This window comes from Microbacterium sp. P2_F9 (assembly GCF_056403635.1).
In genome coordinates, this window is the sequence record NZ_JBFUFC010000011.1 from 1 (window position 1) to 16,970 (window position 16,970).

A 16,970-nucleotide genomic window follows, 5' to 3' on the forward strand; every position below is an offset into this window, starting at 1 on the left:
GGGGGGGAAGCACCACCCGCGACGTGAGGTACACCCTCGACGCGTCCCACGACGACGCCATCGACGCCGCCTACTTCGCGAAGTACGGCAGCGGATCCCCCAGCAGATCCATCACCAGCGCGCTCGCGAAGCAGACGACTTTGCGGGTCGACCCGCGCTGAGCGGCATCCGACACCACGGTAGCCTCGGGGGCGTCAGTCGACGGCGACTCGAGGAACGGACGGCACGCCATGGCACACGTGAAGTGGGGCATCCTCGCGACCGGAAATATCGCCCGCCGGTTCGCCGAGACCCTCACCCAGTCCGACACCGGAACGGCCGTCGCCGTCGCAAGCCGCGATCTCGCCAAAGCCGAGGCGTTCGCAGCCGAGTTCGGCATCCCCGTCGCGCACGGCTCGTACGACGACCTGCTCGCTGATCCGCAGGTTGAGGCCGTGTATGTGAGCACGCCGCACCCGCAGCACGCGGAATGGGTCATTCGGGCGGCTCGCGCGGGCAAGCACATCCTCTGCGAGAAGCCCGCCGCGTTGACCTTCGCGCAGGCAGAGGCCGCCATCGAGGCAGCGCGCGCGAACGACGTCTTCTTCATGGAGGCGTTCATGTACCGCTGTCACCCGCAGACAGCGAAGCTCCTCGACATCGTGCGATCCGGCGAGATCGGCGAGATCCGGCTCATCCGCGCCCAGTTCAGCTTCCAGGTCGACCCAGATCCGTCGAGTCGACTGTTCTCGAATGCGCTGGGCGGCGGCGGCATCCTGGACGTCGGGTCCTACTGCATGTCGATGGCCCGACTGATCGCCGGTGCGGCGCGGGGACTGCCGTTCGCCGAGCCGCTCTCGGTCAAGGCCGTCGCCAGGCTCGACCCCTCCCAGGGCACCGACCTCTATTCCGCGGCGACTCTGGAGTTCGAAGGCGGAGTGCTGGCCGAGCTCACCACCGGCGTGCTCTTGAACCAGCCGAACACCGTCACCGTGTTCGGCTCGCAAGGCTCCGTCACCGTCACCAGCCCCTGGTTCGCCGGCGGGCCGGGAGCTCGCATCCTCGTCACCCTCGACTCCGGCGATCAGCGCGAGATCGACACCGAGACCGCGATCGACGCGTACCACTTCGAAGTCGACACGGTGGCCCGCCACATCGCCGACCGCGCGGCGCCGTCACCCGCCATGAGCCCCCAGGACACCCTCGGCAACATGCGGGCCCTCGACGCGTGGCGCAAGGAAGCCGGGGTCGTGTACGAGGCGGAGCGGTTCGAGACCGTCGTTCACCCGCTGTGGGCGGAGACGCTGTCCCGCCGGGAGCCCGCACCGATGCGGTATGCGTCGTTTCCCGGGGTCGAACGCCCGCTCGCACGGCTCGTGATGGGCGGGATGTCTGCCCCTGCGGTCGGCGGCCAGATCGTGCTCGACGAGTATTACGAGCTGGGCGGCAACGTGCTCGACTCGGCGTTCATCTACGGCGGGGCGGATGAGGCGATCGGCCACTGGCTTCGCACTCGTGGAGTCCGCGATGACGTGGCACTCATCGTCAAGGGCGCCCACACGCCCCACTGCACGCCCGAAGCGCTCACCGAACAGCTCGGGATCAGCCTGGATCGCCTCGGCACCGACCACGGCGAGATCTACATCATGCATCGYGACAACCCCGCGGTCCCCGTCGGCGAATTCATCGACGTCCTCAACACCCACCGGCAAGCGGGCCGCATCGGCGCGTTCGGCGCCTCGAACTGGAGCATCGCGCGCCTGTCCGAAGCCAACGCGTATGCCGACGCGCACGGCCTCGAGGGATTCTCCGTGCTCAACAACCAACTCAGCCTCGCGGCTGTCGTCGAGCCGGTGTGGGAAGGATGCATCAGCGCCGGCGATGGGGCCTCGCGTCGCTGGCTGGCCGAGCATGAGTTCCCGCTGCTCGCGTGGTCGAGCCAGGCACGCGGGTTCTTCACACCGCGTGCCGCCCCGGATCGGCTCGAGGATGCCGAGCTCGTCCGCTGCTGGTACTCCGACGCGAACTTCGAGCGCAAGCGTCGCGCCGCCGAGCTTGCGAAGGCCAAGGGCTGCGAAGAGATCAACATCGCCCTCGCCTGGGTGCTGAACCAGCCATTCCCGGCGTGGACACTGATCGGCCCGGCCACCACCGGCGAACTGCACAGCAGCCTTCGCGCCCTCGACGTCTCGCTCACTCCGGACGAGATCGCGTGGCTCAACCTCGAGTCGGTCGCCGGTCAGGACTGACTGTTCCATTAGGCGGTCCGCGCATGGACTGACGCCGTCAGACTCTGGAGTGGATCAGGCAGGCCTCAGCTGATCGCCTCCACCGCCGCCTGGATCGCGGCGAGCGCCGCGTCCGGGCGCGAGACCATCGAGACGTGGGATGCCTCGACTTCGGTGGTCGTCGCGTTGGCACGCTCGGCCATGCGACGCTGCGTCGCGATCGGGATGACCCGGTCTTCGGTTCCGAGCACCGCCCAGCTGGGGATCGTTCTCCACGCGGGCGCCGCCGACGGTGTGACATTGGCGACGAACGACGCCGGTCGCTGGGTCGCGACGATCGTCCACCGATCCGCTTCCGGCAGGTCCTGCGCAAAGGAGGTGTGGACCGCGTCCGGCTTCAGGAACGCTTCGGCCGCTCCCTCCGGCGCACCCGGATAGCCGGCGACATCGAACACGGTCGTGGGATCGGCGACCGCAAGAGCCGAGCCCGAGCCCTCGAGGATGGCGACGACCGTCTCCCCCTCGTCCGGGATGAAGGCGTCGACGTAGACGAGCGCTTGGACGTCGCCCGCCTGGGCACCGGCGTTGGTGATCACCGCGCCGCCGTACGAGTGCCCGACGAGCACGACCGGACCGCTGGTGCGCTGCGCGAGGAACGACGCGAGGTACGCGGCATCCGTCGTCAGCCCGCGGAGCTCGTTCGGGGGCGCCAAGACCGTGAATCCCTGCGCCTGCAGCGGTACGCTCACGGCATTCCAGCTGGACGCATCCGCCCACGCACCGTGGACGAGGACAATGGTCGGCTTGCTTTCTGGCATTCGACTTCCCTTCAAATGGCATCGCCGAATGGCGACTCGATGTGGTGGGGTCGCGTCCTGTGGAGCGCCAGACGCTGACACACACGCTAGAGCGTGGACGGATGCCGCCACCGGGTGATGCGGGCACCTCTGGCCGCTGCGCTATGGAGGAGGTAGAACGGGTTCATGGCAACCCCGCTGGTGTTGGGGCCGATGCTGCGCTACGTCGATGAGACGACCGCCAGCATCTGGGTGGAGACGCGGGCAGACGGTGTGGTCAGCGTCCACGCTGAGGGACGATCGTGGCAGGCCCGCACCTTCACTGTGCACGGCCACCATTTCGCCCTCGTCGAAGTCGACCAACTGCAGCCCGGGAGCGTCTCGCCGTATTCGATCGAGATCGACGGGGTTTCCGTCTGGCCGGACCCGGACTCCGAGTTCCCAGCATCGGTGATCGCCACGCGCACGCCCGGACGGCGGCCGCGGATCGCCTACGGGTCGTGCCGCACCAGCGTCCCCCACGATCGGGAAGGCAATCGCACCCATGGCGTCGACTCGTTGCGTGCCTTTGCCCTCGCGGTGGCTGACGGCCGCCAGACCCGACCGGACCTGCTGCTCTTCCTCGGCGACCAGGTGTACGCCGACTCAACCTCGAAGGAGATGCAGGCATTCATCCGAAGTCGGCGCGACATCCACCAGGAACCGGGCAAGGAGCTCAAAGACTTCGAGGAATACGCCCACCTCTATCAACTGGCGTGGTCGGACGAAGCCAATCGGTGGCTGCTGTCGTGCGTGCCGACCGCGATGATCTTCGACGATCACGACATCCGCGATGACTGGAACGCCTCGCTCGACTGGAGAAGGAAGATGGAGGCCACCTCGTGGTGGCACGAGCGCATCGTCGCCGGCTTGGCGTCGTACTGGGTGTACCAGCACCTCGGCAACCTGTCTCCCCAGGAGCGGGCCGCAGACGAGTTGTGGCGGCAGGCGGCCGGGCGTGACGGGGCTGCTTCATGCGACCTCAGTGGCGCGCTCGACGAGTTCGCCGACCGCTGCAACAAAGACCCGAACAGCTACCGCTGGAGTTACTGCCGAGACTTCGATGGAACGCGTCTGATCGTCGTGGACTCCCGCGTGGCGAGAGATCTCACGCCGTCGGCTCGGGGGCTGCTGAACGCTCAGGAGCTCACTTGGTTCGACGAGCACATGCGGGGCGGATTCCGCCACGTTCTGATCGCGACCTCGCTCCCGCTCCTCCTGCCGCTGGGTCTGCACCACGTCGAGGCATGGGACGAGGCCATCTCGCAGGGCGCGTGGGGCCGACCGGCAGCGTGGGTCGGGGAACGGCTGCGGCAGGCCGTCGACCTGGAACACTGGGCGGCGTTCCAGAACAGCTTCCAGAGCGTTGCCGGGATCGCGACGGAGCTGGCCGACGGCGACCGCGGCCCGTCGCCGTTGACGGTGACCTTCCTGTCCGGTGACGTGCACTTCTCCTACCTTGCCGAGGTTGAGCGCCACGATGGCAGCCGCATCGTGCAGGCCGTCTGCTCACCCATGCGAAACCCCCTGCCTCGCTTCATGCGCTGGTTCTCGGTGGTGATGTCGTATGGCGCGGCAACGCCATTGGGGGCGGCCGCCGCGCAATCTGCAAAGGTTCCCGACCCACCGTTCCGCTGGAAGACAGTCAAGGGTCCCTGGTTCGACAACAATCTGGCGCTGCTGCAGGACGGGCCGGATGGACTCACCATGACGTGGCACACGGGTGTGGTCGAGCACGGAGACGAGCTGCACCCCCGTCTCGAGGAGGTGGCATCCATCACGGTGCCCGCGAAGAGAGACGCCAACCTGTCGTCCTGAGCGGCTGCTCGTAACCAACGCACGAGCGGGTCGCTTAGCGGGGCCACCCGACGTCGGACGGGTCGGGCATGGCCCCAAGACTCAGAAGGGTGCGACGGGTTCGGCGCCGGCGATCGGGTCGACGGTGAAGACGGGGACTTTCCGTTCCGGGTAGACGACGTATCGTCGCCCGGTCGGGGAGGTCCATTCGATGGCGCCGCCGCTGTCGGGGATCTGGCGGATCGCCCAGTTACCGTGGTGGCGGACGGTGTGGTGGCCCTGGCAGAGCGGGCAGTGGTTCTCGAGGCAGGTGTGGCCGCCGTCTTGCCAGGCGACATCGGGAGGCGGGCATCCCGCAGCCTGGTGCCATGCACCGGTCGGCCCGCCATTTCACGAGCCTGCGCAACGGGGCCGGGGGTGGGTATTGGTCGCGGCCGACGGAGAGCACCATCCCGGTCTCCGGGTGGGTGAGCACCCGCATCCAGGACGCGTCCCCACCGCACAACTCCCGGGCGACCGAGACCGGGATCGGCCCGATCCCCTCCACCACGGGCAGATCGGAGGCCAGTGCGGCCTCATCGCTGAGGAGGGCCAGCACCGGGGCGGTGACCACCGCCGTGGCCCGGATGCCGCGCGACTCGGGGGGCAGGGCATCGGTGAACCCGTCGATGAGGAGGTCGCAGATCACGTCGGTGCGGATCTGATCGAGGGTGCGGGTCTCGCCGTCGCGGCCAAAGATGGTTTTGGCGATCGCGGTGGCCCGCTCTTTGATCGCATGCAACTCCACGATGGGCGCATGCACCAGCAGATCGCCCATCCCATCGACGCAGGGTTCAAGCGCGACGTGTCGGCTCTCTGCGGCGGCGGCCCAGCGTTCCTCGATCGTCGGGGCTTGCGCCTTCTCGATCAGGGCGCGCAGTCCACGCCGGAACGTGCCGACCGGCTCCGCCTCGGCCAGCACCAGCGCCCTCGCTGCTACGGCGTCGCGGAGCTCGGGCATCAGTTCATCCACGGCGTCGGCCAGGATCTCGGCGTGCTTGAGCGTGATCCGCCCGCCCGCCAATGACTCCAGGACGGCCGGGTACCGGTGCACGAACGCGGCCGCGAGCGTGATCATCCGGCCGGCCGCGTACTCCGTCACCCGCAGCGCCGTCGCCAGCTCCAGCCGGATCCCGCGCTCGACGACCTCGCCGACACCCAACCCGGCACGCTCGGCCACGGCAAGGAGTTCCCGGCGCATCACGTCTACCCGCCGCAACTTCTGCGCGGCGAACACCGCCTCCATCGTCGCGATCTCGAGCACCCCGTCCAGCGCATCCGGGGCCGCTGCTCCATCGACGTCGCCCGGCCACGCATCCTGACCCTCAGGCTCGGGGTAAAGCTCCGGATCGAACATGAACTTAGAGTAGAACATACCTCCGACACTGGACCGGCCCGCCCGCGAGGGCTCGGAGCGTTTCGCGTGCTCCGCTCGCTCAACGATTGATCATCAGATGGCGGATGGAGACTCTGTCCCACCGGATCCGTCACGCAGCGCGCCGGCGCGTCGAGCGGAGTGGATGACGAGTGACAGCCCGCCGAAGACCGTCGCGCCGCCGAAGATCATCGCGCTCACGCCGACGCCCCAGGATGATTCGACCGTGGTCGCGAACGACAGGATCGCGGCTTGGGCGAGCACGAGAAGCACCAGGGCGCTGCCGACATTCACCACGCGGATGCTTCGCACGAGAGGCTGCTTCGAGCGCCGCATCCGAATCGCAGCTGTGATCGCGAACCCGAGCTCTACGAACGCGATCAGCGCGAGGATCTCCGCGACGAGGGGCTCGAACGCCACTGACACCGTGGTCCCCAGCAGAAGCGGCAGACAGAGTCCGACATAGAGTGCTGCCGATGCCGTGAGGACGATCCCGATCTTCGTGGCCGCCCGATACTGCTCGACCGCCGACGGGGCAGGCAGGTGCTCCGACGACCGCGCTCGCCGATAGCTGTGCACGGCGAGCGCCTTCGCGAGACCCACGCCCAGGGAGAAGAGGACGTTGGCGAGCAGGAAGAGATTCGGCTCGACCAGGAACAGCACGAGCTTGGCTGCCGCGAACAGCAGGTTGAACAAGGCGGAGATGCCGGCGTAGAAGAACGATCGCTCGTCCATCGTCGCCAGCCACCACGGCGTCCGCTTGCCGCTGCCTGCCGGCGTGATCGTGGGCCCGGTCATAGCCTCATCTTGGCCGGTCGAGCCCAGACGGCCAACAAACCCTGAGCGCTGCCGTGTCAGCTGTCGAGCGCAGCCAGGATCTCCGCCGTGGTCGCCACCTGCGCCATCATCGGGAAGATGCGCTGGATGCTGTTCTCGTGCGTCTCCGCGCGAAGGTCTGTCACGGCATCCGATGCGATCACAAGCTCGTATCCGAGGTCGTGCGCCTCGCGGGCCGTCGACTCGACGCCGATGCTCGTCGCGACGCCGGTCAGCACGAGACGCGTGATGCCACGGTCGCGCAGCAGCGTGTCGAGGCCGGTCCCGGAGAAGACGCTCCACGCGGGCCGGGTGACCCGGAGGTCGTCGGGCTGCACGGCGAGCACCTCGAGCGGCTCGCGGAAGCCGTCCGGCTCCGGCCGCGACGGCTGCCCGTCGGCACCAGGACGGCTCAGCGCGAACGTCGCGATCACGACGGGAAGCCCGTGACCGCGGAACGCCGCCGTCAGCTCGCTCGCACGCTCCGCGACGGCGTCGACGGGGCTGAAGAACGGGTTGCCCGCGGTCCCGTGCTGGAGGTCGACGACGACCAGCGCGGTATCGGTGAGCGGTGTGGTCAACGTCATGTTGTGCTCCTGGCTTGTGGGTGGTGGCACGATCAGCGACCGGGAAGGGGGACGCGTCCGGTCGCGACCGCGGCGACGCTGCCACCATCGACCAGCAGATCGGTGCCGGTGATGAAGCTCGCCTGCGGTCCGACGAGGAAGGTGACGGCATCCGCGATGTCGCTGGGGGTGCCGATGCGGCCGGTGCCGGAGTTGTCGACCATGGCGCGCATGAACGCACCCGACGGGCTGCCCAACTCCAGGCGTCCCATCGCGGTGGAGATCACACCGGGGCTGATGCTGTTGATCCGGGCTCCGCGAGCGCCCCAGGCGGCGGCGGCATCCTGCACCTGGATCCGATTCGCCTGCTTGGCGAGTCCGTAGGCGATGCCCGCGTGGCCGAGTGCCTCGGGAGCGAAGAACGGCAGGTCCAGCAGGCCCTCGGGCGTGGCGGTGCGGATGAGGTGCGCCTGCTCCGAGGTGAACGGCGGGGTGATGTGACCCGACGAACTCGAGATCACGACGCCGGCGGCACCGGGCGCGACGACAGCGGCGAACGCCTCCAGCACAAGGGCAACCCCGAGCAGGTCGACCTTGAGCACAGCCTCGATCGGGGCCTGCGTCGGCGACACGCCAGCGGTGTGCACGACCTGGGTGATCGAGCCCAGTGCATCGGCCTGCCGGGCCAGCGCCTCCACGGAAGCGCGGGATGAGACATCCACCTGCGCAGTGACCACGTCGAAGCCGTCCGTCGTCATGGACTCCGCAAGCCGATCCAGCAGGTCGGTGTTGAAGTCGGCCAGCAGCGTGGTCCGCCCGGGGGCGAGTCTGCGGGCGATGGTCTCGCCCATCCCACCCGCGCCGATGACAACCAGAACATCCGACATGATGCCTCCCTTGGCAAAATCTTGACAAGACCATTTCGAGACGAGATGGCTCGTATATCGATACTACGCTGGAGAGATGGATGCCAGCCCCCCGAGTCGCGGCCGTCCGCGCAGTGCGTCGGCGCGGGCGTCCATCATGGCCGCCACGCAGGATCTGCTTCGCGAGGTCGGGTACGACCAGGTGACCATCGTCGATATCGCCGCGCGTGCGAAGGTCGGAAAGCAGACGGTCTACCGCTGGTGGCCCTCGAAGGCCGCGATCGTCACGGAGTGCGTGCTGGAAGGGATGATCGACTTCACGCTGATCACCGCCCCGGCGTCGGKAGCCCCCGCGGCCGATCTCGCCGCCTGGCTGGAGGCCTCCCATTCCACCATCGCCTCACCGGGCACAGCGCCGCTGCTGCGCGCACTCACCGCCGCTGCCGCCACGGACGACGAAGCCGCGACACGCATGGCCGAGCGGTTCACGGGCCCCCTGCGCGATGCGATCCGGGACACGCTCGAGGAGGGGATCGCGGCCGGTCAGATCCGCCCGGATGCAGACACCGCTGCGATCGCAGACCTGCTGCTCGGCAGCCTGATGTACGCCATCCAGACGCGAGACGACACGGCGGCCACTCGCGCCCCAGCCGTCATCGACACCATCCTGCGCGGCATCGCCGCCCGGTCGGCGTGACGACGACTCGGAGCGATTCGCACCTACTGGTCGTCTGCGCCGGCGATTCCGTCAGCCGCCACGATCTGGACGGCGCAGTCCCGGACGCAGCCGGCAACGACGTTCAATCCGCTCGTCACGTGACCGACCAGGACAAGATCTCCCGCGGGAACCGCGGTCCCCTCAGAGAGGAAGACCACGATGCTCTGCTCTGACGCCAAGTATGCGACGTCGCCCGCGCGGTAGCCGCTCATCTGGTCGGCACTATCAATGTCGAGTGGCTCGGGAAGCGGGGCGAACTCGGCGGTGCCCATCCGATCGGAGAAGTTCAGTACGAGCGGCAGCTGCAATGCGAGCTCTGCCGCCACGGAGGATTCGTTGAGGGTGATCACGGCGACAGGAGGGTTGTCTGCGACGGCGGCCGGGCCACCTACGCCGTTGGAAGAGAGAACGGGGGCGGACGCCAGCAGCAGTATTGCGGCGACGGTGTTGAGAACCCGCTGCGGGGTGAGGCTGCTGCGAAGACGTGGGGGCATGACGTCAAGCAAAGGGTGTCGTACGCGCGGGCGGGAGTCCCTGACTTGACGTGCCCTGACGGGGCATCCCAGTCCCGCGAGCGGTCGTCCTACCCTGAGGGCATGGATAACCGTTCCGAGGTCCGCGACTTCTTGATGTCGCGTCGCGCGCGGGTCGAGCCCGAAGACGTCGGCTTGTCCCGTGGTACCGACCGTCGGGTACCGGGCCTGCGCCGAGGCGAGGCTGCCGCGCTCGCTGGAGTCAGCGTGGAGTATTACGCCCGGTTGGAGCGGGGCGCGATCGCCGGCGCGTCGGATGCGGTGCTGGACGGGCTCGCGAAGGCTCTGCAGATGGATGACGCGGAGCGCGAGTATCTCCACCGACTCGCCCATCAAGCCGGAGGAGTCAAATCCGGGAGCCGCAGCAACGGAAAGCCGACGCCCGTGTGGCGGCCATCCCCGAGCATCCAGTGGTTCCTCGACTCGATGGAGTCCACCGTCGCGATGATCGGCAACGGCCGGACCGACCTGCTGGCGTGGAACCCGCTCGGCGGGGCGCTGATGGACGAGATGATCACCACCGCGACGACGTCTCCTCCGAACTTCGCCCGGTTCCTCTTCCTGGAACCGGTGGCACGCCGGTTCTACCCGGACTGGGACGCGGTCGCGCGGATCAATGTTGCGCAGCTGCGCACCGAGGCCGGACGCGACCCCAACAGCAAGCAGCTGCACGACCTCGTCGGCGAGCTCTCCACCMGCAGCGACCACTTCCGGCAGCTGTGGGGACGCCACGATGTGTGGGAGCACCAGTCCGGCGTGAAGCGGTATCACCACCACGCGGTCGGCGACATCACCTTGCACTTCAACGGGCTGGATCTCGTCGGCCACGAGGCCGTGCAGCTCACCGTGCTCGGCGCCGAACCCGGCTCACCCGACCACCAAGCGCTCCAGCTGCTCGGCACCTGGGCTTCCTCTGCCCGACAATCCGAAGAATCTTCAAGCGAGCCTCGTGGTTCCGGATTACGCGTAGAGGTCCGAGCGGTCGGCGACCACACGAAGCCCCGCTGAAGGGTCCTCGACGACTTCGAACAGCTGAGCTCGAACATGGGGCGTCCCCATCCCGCGATGCAGCACGAGCATTAGCACTCCCTCAAAGGTGGTGAAGAGCATGCCGTGGCCGGCGTTGCCGTCCACCAGCACATCGAGCTGCTCCCATGGTCCCTCGATCGAACCGTTGCGCGAGATCGCCATCGTCTCGACGTACTCCGACGTGGCGCCATCGCGTCGGTAGGTCGCCCACAGCATCAGGAGTCCGCCATCGGCCAGCCGTCGCAGCTGGGGACCGTCGGTGACGTACGGCACCGGTGACAGCGCGCTCGGCGTGCGTTCGCGCAGGAGCTTCGCCTCCGAGCCACGGAAGAGGTGGATTGGGCCTCCGACAGAACGGCCGAGGTCGGCATCCAATCGGATCGCCTCGATCGTGCCGTCGAGAAGCTGCACCCATTCGTGCGCGTAGAGCATCCACGGCTGGCCCGCCTCGTCGATGTACAAGGTGCCGTCGAGGGTCATGAACTCACGCGGAGCAACCGGGCCATCGAGATCCAGCAGCTCGAACGGGCCGAGCGGCGAAGACGCGACACCGATCACCGTGCCCCGCGCGACAGGGGCGTACACCTGCCCGTCGCCCCGTCGCGCGGAGAACTGCGATGCGCCATCCGACGCCGCCGGCAGAGCGGAGCTGGAATCGTGCAGCGTCGTGAAGAGGTAGAAGCGCCCCTCGAACTCGTGCACCTCGGGAGCCCACGGCGATTCGGCGGGGTTCGCCCACGATCCGTCGGGAATTTCAAACACCGTGGTTGGGCCGACCCAGTTCCGGAGGTCGGCACTCCGGTACACCGTGACGACGGGAGCTGTCGGGGAGGACGTGTACAGGTAGTACGTCCGATCCGACTCGTTGGCGAGGATGAAGGGATCATGCGTCCAGAAGTCCGAGAGGACAGCGGTGTCAGCAGGGGTCACGGGGTACTCCGGGTCGGGGAACGGCGACGGTAGTTCAGGATCAGGATGAGGATGCTCACCCCGAACACCCACGCCGGGAAGATGAGGGCCACCCACATGCTCAGTGAGGTCACGAAGAGCAGGACGATCGCCACTGCGTAGGTCACGAACGCCAGCCACCGCGGCATCACGCCGGTGCGCAGCCACATCGTACCCAGCGAGATCAACATCACTCCCGCCATCCGCAGCGCATAGATGTTGCTGACCTGCAGCATGACGGCACGCCCGAAGGTCGTGACATCGGCACGGCTTGCGTCATCGGCGATGAGCGGTACAGACGCGACGATTCCGCCGGCGATCGCGGCGGATACGAACACCATGGCGAGGAAGAGCAGCCCGCTGYCGATGAAGACCGACGAGAAGAGCTGGTCTTCCGAGTCCTTGAAGCGATCGCGCACGACGCCCATGAACCACAGGAAGGCGATGCCCGCGAAGGGAACGAGCGACAACCCGATCGTCAGACGCGTCTTGGCTCCGTCGTCCAGCCACGCGGTGCCTGGCGAAAGCTGATCAGGCAGTGACGTACGCATCAGAATGAGCGCGGCGGTGAAGAGCACAGCGAACAGCACTCCGGCGAGCGCGGCCGCGCGGGGGCTGTCCAGCCGTCGGCCCAAATCGCGCCCGCTGGACGGTTCGGTCATGGGCGCTCGTCCCCGGTCGCCGCGGCGACGGCAGCTCGCACGGTCGCGAAGATATTCGTCTCGCCGATGACCTGCAGTGTCCCGGCGCGTCGCAGCAGGTCGAGTTCTGCCGCATCGGCATGCGCCAACAGGATGCGCACCCCCCTGTCGGCCAGTTGTCCGTGAACCTTCGTCAGGATGTCGGCGCCGTCGAGGTCGATCTCCGGCGTCGCCTCGAGATCGAGCACGACCGTGGTCGCATCGGTCGCCGACACAACGTCGAGAAGATCCGACCGGAAGGGCGCCGCATCGGCGAAGAACAGCGGCCCGTTGAGTTTGACGACCAGCACGCCGTCCGGGGCCGTCGCCTCCAGGTCGGGGTCGGCTTCGACGTAGACCTGGTGCAGGGCATCGAACGCCATCCGCCGCAGCGGCGACTTCGACGCACGCCAGACGAGGAGGGTCAGGGAAATCAGGATGCCGAGAACGATGCCGGTGACCACGCCGACGAAGAACAGCCCGATCGCGGTCCCCGCGAACGCGAAGAAGTCAGCCTTGTGGGTCTTGAAGATCCGCACCGCGACCTTCGGGTGGATCAGTCCGATGGCCGCGTCGATGACCACCGCCCCGAGGACAGCTTGCGGCAGGTTCGAGAACAGCCCGGCGAGGAACAGCAGCGTCAGGACGGTGAGCCCTGCAACCGTCAACCCGGCGAGCTGGGTCTTCTGACCGGAACCCTCGGCGACAGCCGTCTTGCTCAGGCTGCCGCCGCCGGCGAAGCCGCCCAGCAGGCCCGAACCGATCCACGCAGCGCCCTGCGCGATGAGCTCCTGGTCGGGGGCGAACTCCTGCCGGTGCCTCGCGGCGACATCGGTGGCGGTCGCGATCGACTCGCTGTAACTGACGAGGATGATCGCCAGCGCGCCGACCACCATCGACAGCCACTCGGCGACCGAGAAACCCGCCGGCAGCACCAGACTCGGAAGCCCGTCCGGCACCTCCCCGACCACGACCACACCATGCGCGGTCAGATCAAGCCACGAGACGGCCAGGATCCCCAAGATCACCACGATGAACGACCGAGGCAGCTTCGGGGCCAGGAAGCGCATCAGGAGCAGCACTCCGACCGCGGTGCCACCGACCGCCAGCGTGGCGAGGTTGGTCAGCGCGAGATCTTGCACCACGCCCACCAGCACGTTCCAATACGAGCCATCGGCCTTGGGTATCCCCAGGGTCTTCGGCAGCTGGTCGACGATCAGACCGAACCCGACCGCGAAGATGAAGCCCTCGAGGACCGACTTGGCGAGGAAGTTCGAAACCCAGCCCAGCCGGAGCACGCCCAGCAGGACATAGACGACCCCGACGCAGACAGTGAGCGCGATCACGGTGGCCAGATAGTTCGGTGAGGTCGAGGCGACATACAGCGCGGCAACCGGCGCGGTGACCGCCGCCACAGAGGCGGATGGTCCCGTCACGACCTGGCGCGTCGAGGCGAACACCGCATACAGCACCGAGGCGCCCAGGACCGTGTACAGGCCGTATTGCGGCGGCACCCCGACCACTTCCGCGTAGCCCAGCGCCTGCGGGATGACCAGCGCCCACACCGAAAGCCCCGCGAGGAGGTCGGGCCTGAGCCACGACCTCTTGTAGTGGGGCAGCCAATCGAAGATGGGCATGGTGCGGACGAGCGCGTTGCGCTTCTTTCCGGGCGTCATCGCCTCCGGACTCACGTCATCTCCTGCCGAAGCACCCCGGTCGAGCTCGAAGAGCCTGCTTCGTATCTCCGCGCTCGCGCGGTAGCCCCAGGTTAGGGGTCGAGGTGGCCACTCGCTACCGGCTCTCCTTCACCGCTGGCGGGACGGGGCCTTCCGGCGGGACGATCGCTTGACGCCCGTCGGCAGCCGGACCGGACCGGTGAACACCGTCTCGACGGTCATCGACCCGTCGGTAGGCCCGAGGACCGCGATCGGGGTCGTCGGAGTCACCGTGAGGGGCGCTATCGGCATCCTCCCCAGTCGCCGGTGTGCATGCACGTACGCCGGCACCAGCAGCACCACGGCGCCCGCCCACGCGAGCGGGTTCGACAACACCACGCCGACATACCCGAACGCCGCGCCGAGGACGATGGCGGCGCCGACCCGCATGATCAGTTCGACTACGCCGGTGAGCGTGGGGATGATCGCGTCGCCGAGGCCCTGCAGGGCACCGCGCATGACGAAGAGCACTCCGAGGATCCAGTACGTGACGCCGTTGATCGTGAGCATGAGCGCGGCCATCTCGACGACCTCCTCTGCTCCCGTGCCGACGAACAGCCGCACGAGCTGTGCACCGAACGCGACGAGCAGACCACCGAGGATGATCCCGGCGATGACGGCGATCCACGTCGCCTGCACGACTCCCCGGCGAATGCGGTCGGGCCGGCCGGCGCCGTAGTTCTGGGCGACGTACATCGAGGCGGCCAGGCCGATCGACTGCAGGAGGGCGACCGCCAGCCCGTCGACGCGCGACGCAGTCGTATAGGCGGCGACCGCGCCGGCGCCGAGCTCGTTGAGCGCGATCTGCACCGTGAGCGTGCCGATGGCGATGATGGATGCTTGGAAGCCCATGGGCAGACCCAGGCGCAGGTGGACGACGTAGTCGGTGCGCGTGGCTCTGAAGTCCACGCGCCGCAGGTGCAGCACGGGGATGCGACGATGCACGTACCCGAGGCAGAGGACGACCGACACCGCCTGCGATATGACGGTGGCGATCGCCGCGGCGCCCACTCCGCCCTCGAGCACCCCGACGAACAAGACGACGAGGGCGACGTTGAGGATGCAGGCGAGTGTGAGGAACACCAGCGGCGTGCGCGAGTCGCCGATCGCGCGGATGACGGCGGCGAGGTAGTTGAAGAACAGGATGGTGCCGGCACCGAGAAGACTGACCTGGGCGAACACCGTCGCGTCTGCCAGGAGCTCGGCGGGCGTGTTCATCAACGCGAGAACGGGTCCCGCGAGAAGAGGACCGCCGATCGTCAGGATCGCGCTCGCGATGGCGGTGAGGATCGTCCCTGTCGCCACCGACCGCCGCACGGCGACGAAGTCGCCGGCGCCGAACGCCTGCGCTGTCGGGATCGCGAAGCCGCTCGTCATGCCCCACACGAAACCCAGGAGAAGGAAGAGAAGACTGCCCGTCGCACCCACGGCGGCGAGCGCATTGACTCCGAGGTGACGACCGACGACGACGGCGTCGACGAATTGATAGAGCTGCTGCACCACATTGCCGATGAGCAGCGGGACCGAGAAGGCCACGATGACGCGCCACGGACTGCCGGTGATGAGGGAACGGGACATGCAGGTGCTCTCGGGACGAAGGGAGGTGACAGCTTCAGCCGAACCTCGAATCGATTCGAACCCAACTATTCTCCGTTACCGGGGACGCCAGATCAAAACCCGCGCTGCCCGCCGAGTTCCGTCATCCGCGAGTCTGACTCAACGTCCCTGCGCGTCGAGCCACTCCCGGGATTCCCGGAAGCCATCGGCGAGCGATGCGGCGCTCTCCTCGTCGATGCACAGCCAGCCGTCGTAGCCGGCCCGGTCCAGCGCGTCGAGCACTCCGACGAGATCGAGATGGCCTTGGCCCGCGATGCGCCACTCGCCGTCCGCGTAGTCCTTGAGGTGCAGGTTGTCGACGAACGGGCCGAAGGCGTCGATGAAACCGGGCAGGTCCTCGACTCCGGAGCGCGCAAGGTGCGCGGTGTCCACCGTGAGGCCCAGCACGCCCGGCTCCATCTCGTCGAAGAACTCGTGGAAGTCGCTGAGCACCATGACCGGCTGATCGGTGTGGTGATGCAAGGAGAACGCCACACCGCGATCACGCGCACTCACGGCCACCTCGGTGAGAATCCGCGCGAAGGACCGACGCAGTTCGCGGTCGACTCCTTCATGCGGGTGTCCATGGCAGAAGACGATCCGCTCCGCCCCGACCGCTGCGGCGAAGTCGATGGTCCTGTCGATGCGGGCCAGCCCGTCCGCGTCGAGCGAGTCCCCGGCGATGAGTCCGGAGTAGAGCCGGCATCCGTTCCCAGTTCGTCCAGCGCTCGCTGCGGCGCGTCGAGGAATTTGGCGTACTGCGCACCCTTCAACTGCAGGCCCTGGTAGCCCGCCGCCCGGAAGTCCGAGACGTATAAACCGAACTCGGCCTCGGAGACCGGCTTGGAGAACGCCCTGCGCAGCCGGCTCACTCGCCGATCACCTGCCTGCGGGCGGTGTCGAAGATGATCAGGAGCTCGCACTCTTCGTCGCCGACGTTGACGGCGTTGTGCGTCGCTCCCATGGGGATCGAGATGGTGTCGCCCGCGCGCATCTCGACGTACTCGTCATTCACCCGGTGGCGGATCGTGCCGCGCACCACCATGAGCACCTCGTCGCAGTTGGGGTGGTGGTGGACAGGGTTGTTCCGGCCGGGCTGGATGAAGCACTTGCCGACCGTGAGGACGTCGGAGTTGCCCTGCGAATCGGCGACCATCCATTCCAGCCGCCCCCACTCCTGCGGTTCGACGAGTGCGGAGCCGGCGGGAACGAGCCCCCCGCGGCGGGTGTGTTCGGTGGTCATGCTCTC

At 67.8% G+C, this 16,970-nt stretch carries 16 protein-coding genes; 4 read left to right on the top strand and 12 right to left on the bottom strand.

What is annotated here, in order from left to right:
- Window positions 1–230: 230 nt before the first annotated feature.
- The gene (locus AC1DVT_RS02175) at window positions 231–2,228 is read left to right on the top strand and encodes an aldo/keto reductase (RefSeq protein WP_477386132.1); all 1,998 of its coding nucleotides are present in this window, start codon (window positions 231–233) and stop codon (window positions 2,226–2,228) included.
- 65 nt (window positions 2,229–2,293) lie between these two features.
- On the opposite strand, the gene AC1DVT_RS02180 is transcribed toward AC1DVT_RS02175, so the two are convergent.
- Window positions 2,294–3,025, bottom strand: coding sequence for an alpha/beta fold hydrolase (locus AC1DVT_RS02180; protein WP_477386134.1), 732 nt, complete (start codon window positions 3,023–3,025; stop codon window positions 2,294–2,296).
- 165 nt (window positions 3,026–3,190) lie between these two features.
- On the opposite strand from AC1DVT_RS02180, the gene AC1DVT_RS02185 reads away from it, so the two are divergent.
- The gene (locus tag AC1DVT_RS02185) at window positions 3,191–4,861 is read left to right on the top strand and encodes an alkaline phosphatase D family protein (RefSeq protein WP_477386136.1); all 1,671 of its coding nucleotides are present in this window, start codon (window positions 3,191–3,193) and stop codon (window positions 4,859–4,861) included.
- A gap of 229 nt (window positions 4,862–5,090) precedes the next feature.
- Here the strand turns inward: AC1DVT_RS02185 and AC1DVT_RS02190 are convergent, their stop codons facing one another.
- The 4 genes from AC1DVT_RS02190 to AC1DVT_RS02205 form a co-directional block, all read right to left on the bottom strand.
- Window positions 5,091–6,143, bottom strand: coding sequence for a DUF222 domain-containing protein (locus tag AC1DVT_RS02190; protein WP_477386138.1), 1,053 nt, complete (start codon window positions 6,141–6,143; stop codon window positions 5,091–5,093).
- Window positions 6,144–6,329: 186 nt separating this feature from the next.
- Window positions 6,330–7,052 (bottom strand): hypothetical protein, encoded by a 723-nt coding sequence (locus tag AC1DVT_RS02195; protein ID WP_477386140.1) that lies wholly within the window; start codon window positions 7,050–7,052, stop codon window positions 6,330–6,332.
- A gap of 56 nt (window positions 7,053–7,108) precedes the next feature.
- The gene (locus AC1DVT_RS02200) at window positions 7,109–7,657 is read right to left on the bottom strand and encodes an isochorismatase family protein (protein ID WP_477386142.1); all 549 of its coding nucleotides are present in this window, start codon (window positions 7,655–7,657) and stop codon (window positions 7,109–7,111) included.
- A 32-nt stretch (window positions 7,658–7,689) separates the two neighbouring features.
- Complete coding sequence (locus tag AC1DVT_RS02205; RefSeq protein WP_477386144.1) at window positions 7,690–8,523, bottom strand: SDR family oxidoreductase; 834 nt, start codon at window positions 8,521–8,523, stop codon at window positions 7,690–7,692.
- A gap of 76 nt (window positions 8,524–8,599) precedes the next feature.
- Between AC1DVT_RS02205 and AC1DVT_RS02210 the strand changes: the two genes are divergently transcribed.
- On the top strand, window positions 8,600–9,199 hold the full coding sequence (locus AC1DVT_RS02210; protein WP_477386146.1) for a TetR/AcrR family transcriptional regulator: 600 nt from the start codon (window positions 8,600–8,602) through the stop codon (window positions 9,197–9,199).
- Window positions 9,200–9,222: 23 nt separating this feature from the next.
- On the opposite strand, the gene AC1DVT_RS02215 is transcribed toward AC1DVT_RS02210, so the two are convergent.
- On the bottom strand, window positions 9,223–9,714 hold the full coding sequence (locus AC1DVT_RS02215) for a cyclophilin-like fold protein (protein ID WP_477386148.1): 492 nt from the start codon (window positions 9,712–9,714) through the stop codon (window positions 9,223–9,225).
- Window positions 9,715–9,816: 102 nt separating this feature from the next.
- On the opposite strand from AC1DVT_RS02215, the gene AC1DVT_RS02220 reads away from it, so the two are divergent.
- Window positions 9,817–10,761 (top strand): helix-turn-helix transcriptional regulator, encoded by a 945-nt coding sequence (locus AC1DVT_RS02220; RefSeq protein WP_477386150.1) that lies wholly within the window; start codon window positions 9,817–9,819, stop codon window positions 10,759–10,761.
- Here AC1DVT_RS02220 and AC1DVT_RS02225 read toward each other — a convergent pair.
- The 6 genes from AC1DVT_RS02225 to AC1DVT_RS02250 form a co-directional block, all read right to left on the bottom strand.
- On the bottom strand, window positions 10,714–11,712 hold the full coding sequence (locus AC1DVT_RS02225; protein WP_477386152.1) for a glycoside hydrolase family 43 protein: 999 nt from the start codon (window positions 11,710–11,712) through the stop codon (window positions 10,714–10,716). The genes AC1DVT_RS02220 and AC1DVT_RS02225 overlap by 48 nt on opposite strands.
- Window positions 11,709–12,392 (bottom strand): hypothetical protein, encoded by a 684-nt coding sequence (locus tag AC1DVT_RS02230; RefSeq protein WP_477386154.1) that lies wholly within the window; start codon window positions 12,390–12,392, stop codon window positions 11,709–11,711. The genes AC1DVT_RS02225 and AC1DVT_RS02230 overlap by 4 nt, the downstream gene beginning before the upstream one ends.
- Window positions 12,389–14,101 carry a SulP family inorganic anion transporter gene (locus AC1DVT_RS02235; RefSeq protein WP_477386156.1) on the bottom strand — a complete coding sequence of 571 codons (1,713 nt, stop codon included), beginning with the start codon at window positions 14,099–14,101 and terminating at the stop codon, window positions 12,389–12,391. Before AC1DVT_RS02235 ends, AC1DVT_RS02230 begins: the two co-directional genes overlap by 4 nt.
- Window positions 14,102–14,215: 114 nt before the next feature.
- Window positions 14,216–15,703 carry an MATE family efflux transporter gene (locus tag AC1DVT_RS02240; protein WP_477386158.1) on the bottom strand — a complete coding sequence of 496 codons (1,488 nt, stop codon included), beginning with the start codon at window positions 15,701–15,703 and terminating at the stop codon, window positions 14,216–14,218.
- A 138-nt stretch (window positions 15,704–15,841) separates the two neighbouring features.
- Window positions 15,842–16,537, bottom strand: a complete 696-nt coding sequence (locus AC1DVT_RS02245) for a sugar phosphate isomerase/epimerase family protein (RefSeq protein WP_477386196.1) — start codon at window positions 16,535–16,537, stop codon at window positions 15,842–15,844.
- Between the two features lie 52 nt (window positions 16,538–16,589).
- Window positions 16,590–16,964, bottom strand: coding sequence for a cupin domain-containing protein (locus AC1DVT_RS02250; protein WP_477386160.1), 375 nt, complete (start codon window positions 16,962–16,964; stop codon window positions 16,590–16,592).
- Window positions 16,965–16,970: the final 6 nt, after the last annotated feature.

Excerpts from the sequence above, each read along its gene's own strand:
- AC1DVT_RS02180 (WP_477386134.1), bottom strand. The coding sequence starts at position 3,025 with ATGCCAGAAAGCAAGCCGACCATTGTCCTCGTCCACGGTGCGTGGGCG.
- AC1DVT_RS02185 (WP_477386136.1), top strand. The coding sequence starts at position 3,191 with ATGGCAACCCCGCTGGTGTTGGGGCCGATGCTGCGCTACGTCGATGAG.
- AC1DVT_RS02195 (WP_477386140.1), bottom strand. The coding sequence starts at position 7,052 with ATGACCGGGCCCACGATCACGCCGGCAGGCAGCGGCAAGCGGACGCCG.
- AC1DVT_RS02200 (WP_477386142.1), bottom strand. The coding sequence starts at position 7,657 with ATGACGTTGACCACACCGCTCACCGATACCGCGCTGGTCGTCGTCGAC.
- AC1DVT_RS02205 (WP_477386144.1), bottom strand. The coding sequence starts at position 8,523 with ATGTCGGATGTTCTGGTTGTCATCGGCGCGGGTGGGATGGGCGAGACC.
- AC1DVT_RS02215 (WP_477386148.1), bottom strand. The coding sequence starts at position 9,714 with ATGCCCCCACGTCTTCGCAGCAGCCTCACCCCGCAGCGGGTTCTCAAC.
- AC1DVT_RS02240 (WP_477386158.1), bottom strand. The coding sequence starts at position 15,703 with ATGTCCCGTTCCCTCATCACCGGCAGTCCGTGGCGCGTCATCGTGGCC.
- AC1DVT_RS02250 (WP_477386160.1), bottom strand. The coding sequence starts at position 16,964 with ATGACCACCGAACACACCCGCCGCGGGGGGCTCGTTCCCGCCGGCTCC.